The sequence below is a fragment of the Aquimarina sp. genome, assembly GCF_977115655.1.
The window spans coordinates 1-8,337 of sequence record NZ_CDSBKO010000110.1 but is presented as its reverse complement, the minus strand read 5'-3'; the positions used below and the strand labels follow the sequence as shown (position 1 = coordinate 8,337).

Genomic DNA, 8,337 nt, shown 5'->3' with positions numbered 1-8,337 from the left:
TGCTCTATTTGAGCTGAACACACTATACACATCAGCGGCAATCACCGCATAAACCAACACGTAAACAACACAAACTTTCCGTAGGAAAAATTTGTGTTGTTTATACACAAACACACCAAAAAAAAAATAAATAAATAAATATACAAACAAGCGCTAAGAGCGCTATTAAAATTATTAACGAAATAATTTGAGACCAATTAGGTCAAATTAATAAAATAAGAAAAAAAAAATTTTTTTTAAACAACAAAAATAATTTTTTTACGGATCCGACCTCATGGACCCGTCTCACAACTTAGATAGGGACCTAAGTGAATCGGAAGAGGACCTAAACACACACGATAACACTATTATCGTACACACAAACACGACGGACGACCCAAATACCGACATGGACGAGGAATACTGCGAACCAGCAGGTCGGGTAACACCGAATCCTAGAAGTCGAGACGAAAGTACGTCGCGTGCCAGCCCCGTAATGTCAGAACGGGCAGCTAGGGCAGCGAAAAGATCGCAGAAGGGTATGCAGGGTCCGGACGGATCACCGGAAAAACAAGCAAGACCCGGAACATCGCGACAAACCGTCTCTCCCCCCAGGATCCCACTCACGGATTTCAACCCAGTCCCTAAAACAAAGTCTAATGGCCTCCCACAGACGAACGGGGCATCGGAGGGTCAAACGGACAACGGCACTGAATTCCACGTCCAAAACGGCCTAGAAAAAATTCTTCCCAGCCGGATCGAACGACAAAGTTCAAATCTCGACCAGTCCACGGTGACTATCGAGACCGTCAGGGAAGAGCCAATAGCTCTAACACGACGTATTGTGGTTCAGAACGCCACGAATACAACTACGAGAGCTGCACGGGAGGATTTAAATAACTCCATAGAGGAGGTAGCAACTATCGGGACAGCAAACGGGACCCGAAACCAAGAATCGAACAATTCGGACCCTCAGCGACCACCCGAAACCACCAACATCAGGGAAATGCTGGCCCAAAATCAACGGATGATGCAGAACCTGATGCAGCAAATTCCGGCAATGGTTCGAAGCCAAGTGGAAAACATCACGGCAGAACATAGGCCATTCCGGGAACTTCAGAACATCGAAGAGATAATGGAAGCAAGAAGCAGCCAAGAAGAAATCGTGGACCAGGAGCAGCAGAGACCAAACCAACAAACGGGGCAAGGCAATGGAACGGGAAATAACCCGCCCCGTAATGAAATAAATATAGTGCAAAAGGCACCGGGGGATAAAGAAAAACAAAATAATAACAACACAAGGGGACAAGACCCCACAAATAAAAATAACACCCTGCAGAATGGGTACGGAAACAGAAATAATACGGAAAAAGCCCCAACTAGAAACATAAATTCAAATACTAGAGACACAAACGTAATGGTAATAGAAAATTCACGCTATAATCAGGGGGATAATTTAAGAGCCCAACAGAGGGGTTATCAGGAATGGTATGGAAACAATTCCACCATCGGCGGGACGGACACGAGTGGAAATACCACGTTCACAAACCGCCAATGGCAGGCAGCAAACGGGGGAAACACAAACAACGGAGCGGAATGGCAAAGTCTAACGAGGACAATACCCAATGGCAGCTCGGGCAACGGATGGCCGGGAACTACAGTGTTTACCGCAAACGCAGCGGACAATCATCGGTACAACACAAGGTTCCAGCCCAACCCGCGACCGAACTCCCAAAGCAATCAACCCCACAGGTACCAACAAACACAAGGAGGATCACCGACATATCCGGGAACGCAACCCCAAATAGGGGCGACCACGGGATTCAACAATGGATCGGTCGGAAGCACGGCATGGGCAAATATGCTCACACCAGATGGATCCCAAACCGTCTTCAAAATTGCCGAACCGGACCTCAACGAAATCCAGGAATTCGATGGATCAAGAAACTTCCACACGTACCTGTCAAAACTGACAAGAGCCATGACGCTACGGAACATCACAAACCCAACTAGAATGCTCTGCCTGCTCAAAAGCAAACTTCGAGGAGCGGCCAGCAACGCACTGGACATTCAAGAACAGTGGAAGCCGGACGAGATGAACGACTACGATCAAGTGGTCGCGTTCCTCATGGAACGATTCGCGCAACCGGCGGATATGACGTTCGGCATCAAGATGCTCCAAGAAGTACGGCAAACGGACACTATCCGGGACTTCATCGATGATCTGCTGCGATGCTGGGTGGAACACATCATTCCACTTAACATCGGAGAAGAAGAGAAAGAAAGCCTCCTCAAAAAGTACTTCTTGAGTGGAATCGCACCCCGATACAGGTCAAGATTGAACCTGGGGTACGAAACCACTTTCGAAGAACTCAAGATGCGGGCCCTAAACATCGAACGGGATGAAGATCTGGAAAAGGAGAGCACTATAGACCAAAGAGGTCAGAACAAAAACAACGATTACAACAACAAGAACAATCGGGGGTACAACAAGAAAGCGAATAGCTCCTCTAACTACAGGGGATCAAAACCAAACAATTACCGGGGCAACGGTGCAAATAGCACCCCATTAGGCAAAGGCAACGGATCCAATGGTCCGAAGAAAGGCTGTGGAAACTGCGGGAAGCCGGGGCACACCACGAATGAGTGTAGGGGTCGACCCAAGTCAGAAGTCACATGCCATGCATGTCACGGACTGGGTCATTACGCCAACGAGTGCCTCAATCGACCCAAAGACAAACAGACCTACGAGAAGAAGCCAAGCGGGCCCCAATGCTACAAATGCAACGAAATGGGACATGTGAGCAAGGACTGCCCCAAACGAAACCAGAGCAATCAGCCCTCATGGGCAGGAAACAAACAGGGGGTTCCGAAGAAGAAGTGGTGCGAACATCATCAGGTATCGACCCACTGGACTAAGGATTGCCGAAATCCACCGCAATCAGCGGGTTCGTCAAAGTCAACGGCCAATCAGCAGGGAGCGAACGCAGTCGAAAGGGACCAGCAATATCTGTCCCAATGCTACGGACCACGGCAAGAAGCAAGACAACGCAACGACGAGTTCGTGGAAAACAATCAAGACAGCGAAAGCTCGGACGGCGAGGACTTAGACGGATTTCGCAGGATCGTACGGCAAAGAGTCCATATGGTGGAAAGGGCGGAGAACAAAGAAAGGCAGATCCAATCCATCAACAACACACAGGTCAAAGCGCCCCCACGGTACTACATGTACATCGAAGTCCAAATTGAGGACACGGCTGTGCGCAGTCTCATCGATACTGGAGCACAATCAACCCTCATCACAGCGAAAGGGTACAAAAAGTACTTCAAGCATCTGCCACTGAAGGAAGCAAATGTCGAGTTCACGGGCTTCAACAACGAAACGACCAACAACTCGCTGGGCGTATTCGAAGCTCCAGTGACCATCGACGGAGTGACCAAGACGATCGACGTTCACGTCTTGGAAAATCTGCACTCACCCATGCTGTTCGGCGACGACGCACTACGAGCCTTTGGCTTAGTGCTCGACTACGCGAAGGAACAGGTGACAATGAACGGCAAAAAGATCAAAACCCTCTCGAAGAGGCCAGCGACGCCTCAAATAGAGGAGAATAAAACAAAGAAAGAAGAAAAGCGGAAGATTCCCATCTGTAAGGTGGCAATCAGCATTAACATACCACCAAATACAATGAAGTATGTTAAATGCTCGTTCACCGGAGACATCGAAGATGGAGAAGACGTGGAAGTCCAGCCGAATGGCAGCGAAGAAGAACAGCTGGATATCATGGCTCCACGTATACTCGCAAACCCAAAAGACAAATCAGTCTTAATTCCCTTCTCCAACCATAGCGAGAAGACGGTACGAATGCGAAGGGGAAAGAAAGTAGCCAGCGCCGAGCAAGTTACTGTCATCGAGACAGTCCTGTCAGCGCAAACAGCGAGGGATGCACTGGAAGCCTTGTACGAAAACCCGGACAACCCGATCGCGTCCGAGGAGGAATACAAAGCGAAGGCTAAGCTCCCGTCATTAGCGAAAAGAGACGCGCTAGTGGCAGACTTCAAGAAATCGATGATGGAACGAGCTCGACGAATGGGCAAAGACATCGACATTCCCGATGGTATCGACCTCGATTCAGCGAACATGACAGACGAGGAGAAACGATACTTGTCGATCCTGATCCAAGAATACGATGATGTATTCATGAAACCAGGCGAAGTCCTCAAAGGGACGACGCTGGTCGAACATCAGATCGACCTAAAAGAAGAAACGGCCGTGAAGCAGCCATACCGCAACCCACTGGCCTATCGAAAACTCATCACAGAAGAAGTACAAGATATGCTGGCAAAGAACATCATCGTGCCATCCAACAGCCCATGGGCCTCACCAGTGGTCCTCGTCAAGAAGAAGGACGGTTCCATCCGATTCTGCGTGGACTACAGGGCCCTCAATGCGGTAACACGGAAGGACAGTTATCCTCTCCCGCGAATCGACGAAACCCTAGCAACACTGTGTGGATCAGTGTTCTTCACAACACTGGATCTACAATCAGGGTATTGGCAAATCCCGATGCGGAAGAAGGACATAGAGAAAACGGCATTCTCGTGCCATGAGGGACTGTACGAGTACACCATGATGCCGTTTGGTCTCTCCAACGCGCCAGCGACATTTCAGCGCCTCATGCAATTCGTGCTCAAAGGACTGCTGATGGAGTTCTGCATGTGCTACCTCGACGACGTGGTAATTTTCTCGAAGACGGCCTGGGAACACCTGTACCATTTCAAACAGGTCTTGCAACGTCTGAGGGATGCACATCTGAAACTGAAGCCGTCCAAGTGCGAGTTAGCACGAACCGACGTCAAATTCTTGGGCCACGTGATCTCGGCGAAAGGCATACAGCCTGACCCGGGAAAAATCGAGAAAATCCGGGAATGCCCCTACCCCAAATCGGTCAAGCAAGTGCGCCAGTTCCTGGGTCTCACAGGATACTACAGAGCGTACGTCAAAGGGTATGGAGTCATTGCCGCGCCACTCTACGACCTCACACAAGCGGATCAAAAGAATCTGGCATTCTCCAAACGATGGAACGACGATGCAGCAGTGGCATTCGACGCACTCAAAGAAAAGCTCACGGAAGCTCCAATCCTTGGCTATCCCGACATGAACCTGCCGTTCCGGTTGTACACGGACGCCAGCAACATCGGCCTAGGATTCGTGCTCGCACAAGTCGGACACGACGGAACAGAACGAGTGCTGCACTACGGAAGCAAAAAGCTAACAGACACAGAGACCCGCTATGCAGTGACGGAAAAGGAATGCTTGGCAGTGGTTAAAGCCTTCTCAACATACAGGCAATACCTGCTAGGAGGGTTCGTAACCATCTATACGGACCATCTGCCACTGCTTCGCATCCTAGACCGGAAACGAAAAGCAGAGGACATCACGCCACGTCTGCTTCGAATGGCCATGATGCTAGCGGAATACGACTATGAAATGCAGTACGTTCCGGGCGAAAAGCACACGAACGCCGATGCGTTATCACGCCCACCGTTCGTGCAATGCGACGACGACGATGACGTCGAACCAACGAAAGCCATCGCGAAGCTGCAACGCACAAAGCGCGCCCTCGAAAAGATGGTCGAAAAAGAGAAGAAGAACGCCAAAAAGCCAGCAGAAAGACGGCAAATCAACATCATACAAAAGATGATCCGCTCGTGCGATGAAGACATCTTGGAGGCCGAGCAGAAAGGGCAAAGAGATCCAATCATCGAAAATGAAATCAACATGGTCACAAAGAAGACAAAGACAGGCAAACAGCCTCGTTCGCCTACAAAACCGGGTAACGAGGATCACTCCACTAATGGCAAACTAGCTGAGGAGACGGAACAATCGGAAATACCGATCTCCAAGAGCGAAATAGCTTGCGCGTTAGTAGAAGTGGATCCCAACCTGGAAGAGTCGGACGACGAGGGCGATGAAGAAGAAGAATTCAGAGTCGAAGCGGACCTGAATGATGTGATCGACGAAGACACAGAAGACATGCAAGCAGAAGAAGCGGCAGGGGGAGCGCTGAAAGACAGCTTACGACAAGACTGCGAAGACCTCAACGAAGGACACAACTTCGAATACTTCAGCCTGCGAGCACCATGGAACAAACAGGAGATCATCGATGCACAACGAGAAGACCCTCGTTTAGGCGAATTAGCCTACTACTTAGAAACCATGGAGCTACCAGACGACGAAGCTATTGCGAAGTGGGTCATAGCGCACGAACCATTCTACTGCCTGTGGGAGGAAATCCTCTACAGAATGAAGCGAAAAACATCACCAGTCGCAAGGGACAAGGTCGAATTCCAACTGGTAGTGCCAAATATCTTCACCTACCCCCTCATGGACATGCTTCACACATCGAAGTATGGAGGACATCTGGGATTCAACAAGGTGTTGATGAAGCTGCAGCAGAAATACTACTGGGAGGGAATGCAAGCGGACCTAAAGAACTTCATCCAGGACTGCATCCCATGCGCGAGATTCAAGAAAGGGGAAAACCGAAGAAACCCACTCCAGCCGCTAAGAGCCATGTCTCCATTCCACATGGTGGCAATCGACGTGATTGGCCCACTACCGGAGACAGACAAGGGGAACAAATACATCGTGACCCTTATGGACTACTACACGAAATGGCCAGAAGCCTACGCGACAAAAGATCAAAAAGCAAGCACAATCGTCGACTTGCTCCATGACAGGATCATCCCGACACACGGCGTTCCAAGAGTGATCATCACCGATAGAGGACCATCATTCACCTCGGAGCTGTTCATGAGCGAAGTGGCATCGGTAGGAGCACACGTATGCTACACCGCTCCCTACCACCACCAAGCGAATGGCCTCGTGGAACGATGGAACAAAACGCTGATGGACATGATTCATCCGTTAACAGAAGAAAAACCAAACAACTGGGACACGTTCATTGGACCCACGTTGTTTGCGTATCGATCAACGCCACACGCATCAACAGGCAACACACCATTCTACCTGATGCACGGGAGAGATCCAAGCATCCCTATGGAAAACCCTCTCTTCGAAGTCAACCAAGGACTCCAACGAACAGACTGGGCAGCAGAAGTCACACAAAGGATGACGGAAGCCTGGGAGGTAGCCGCAGAAAAGAACAAGAAAATGCAACTACAGTACAAAGAGTACTACGACAGGAAAGCGGCGGACCGAGACTTCAGCATTGGAGACCTGGTACTCATGAAGAACCGGGAGAAGCTAAACGGGAAGCGAATCGGAAACAAGTTCCATCCGGAATTTGACCGACTATATCGGGTAATGGCTATCGACAACAACAGCCGCTTGAAGCTCAAACGAGTCGGAGCACCACTCAAGCGCCCGGAATGGCACAACAGCGCTCTCTTCAAGCACTTCATGGGCTCAGAAGAAGCATATCTCGAATACGAAGGACGCCTCAGAATCGCAAAAAGCGGAATCCGGACAGTCAATCAAGACGACGCACTATGCCGGATCTGCGGAGGGACCTTCCTAGAAGACATGGAAAAGCCGGACAAAATCATATGGCTGGAATGCGACGGATGCACGGATTGGTACCATCTACACTGCGTCGGAAGGGACCCTGAAGACACGGCCTGGGAATGCCCAGACTGTGACAGGAAGGGACGATAGACGAACGAACGAAAACGACGTTATTATTTTATTTTACAACTAAACACTTATTAAATTATTATTTTTATTAACAACTAAAATTATTAATAGTCACACTAAGTTCTAAGTCATTAAACTTCGCAGTCTAACTAGTACTAATCTTATCTGTTAATTTCAGTCATGTCCGATGCTGAACGGGATATACCCGAGCCGCAACGGGATATACCCGACCCCGAACAACCCTCAACTTCCAACGAGGACAACTGGGTCGACCCATCGGCACCATGGACGGACCCACGTCACCCATGTCACTATCTGGACGTGTGGGTCAACACCGTCCGAATCATGGGCCACCGGCTGGGATCCTCGTTGCGGACGTTGTTCGTGGAGCACAGCGACTTGTTCCCGGTCGCAATAAAGTTGCTACAATACAAAGAAGGCAACATGACGACGGCAATCGGACTGCACATGCCCCGCGTCACCATCGACGAGGCGATGTTCACGAAAATCCAGAAGTGGAAGCAGCAAGGCAATTTAGCCGCACACCCACTCCTCGAGAAATACCCACGAGCAATAAAGCTCATCCCCAACGACACCATCATGGGACTCAACCAGAAGGACGAGTTCGCGACAGCTCTGGTAACGCAAACAGCGTGGGGAATCAGCGTCATCTGGGACGTCTCAACGTTCCGCGGACG

At 49.8% G+C, this 8,337-nt stretch carries 2 protein-coding genes; both read left to right on the top strand.

Annotation, left to right across the window (positions count from 1 at the left end; all coding sequences use genetic code 11):
* Positions 1-520: 520 nt before the first annotated feature.
* Positions 521-7,660, top strand: a complete 7,140-nt coding sequence (locus ACZIYX_RS23210; protein ID WP_462684652.1) for a reverse transcriptase domain-containing protein — start codon at positions 521-523, stop codon at positions 7,658-7,660.
* Positions 7,661-7,819: 159 nt separating this feature from the next.
* On the top strand, positions 7,820-8,337 hold a 518-nt coding region (locus tag ACZIYX_RS23205), incomplete at its 3' end, for a hypothetical protein (RefSeq protein ID WP_462684651.1).

Coding starts and splice junctions, on each gene's coding strand:
- ACZIYX_RS23210 (WP_462684652.1), top strand. CDS start 521: ATGCAGGGTCCGGACGGATCACCGGAAAAACAAGCAAGACCCGGAACA.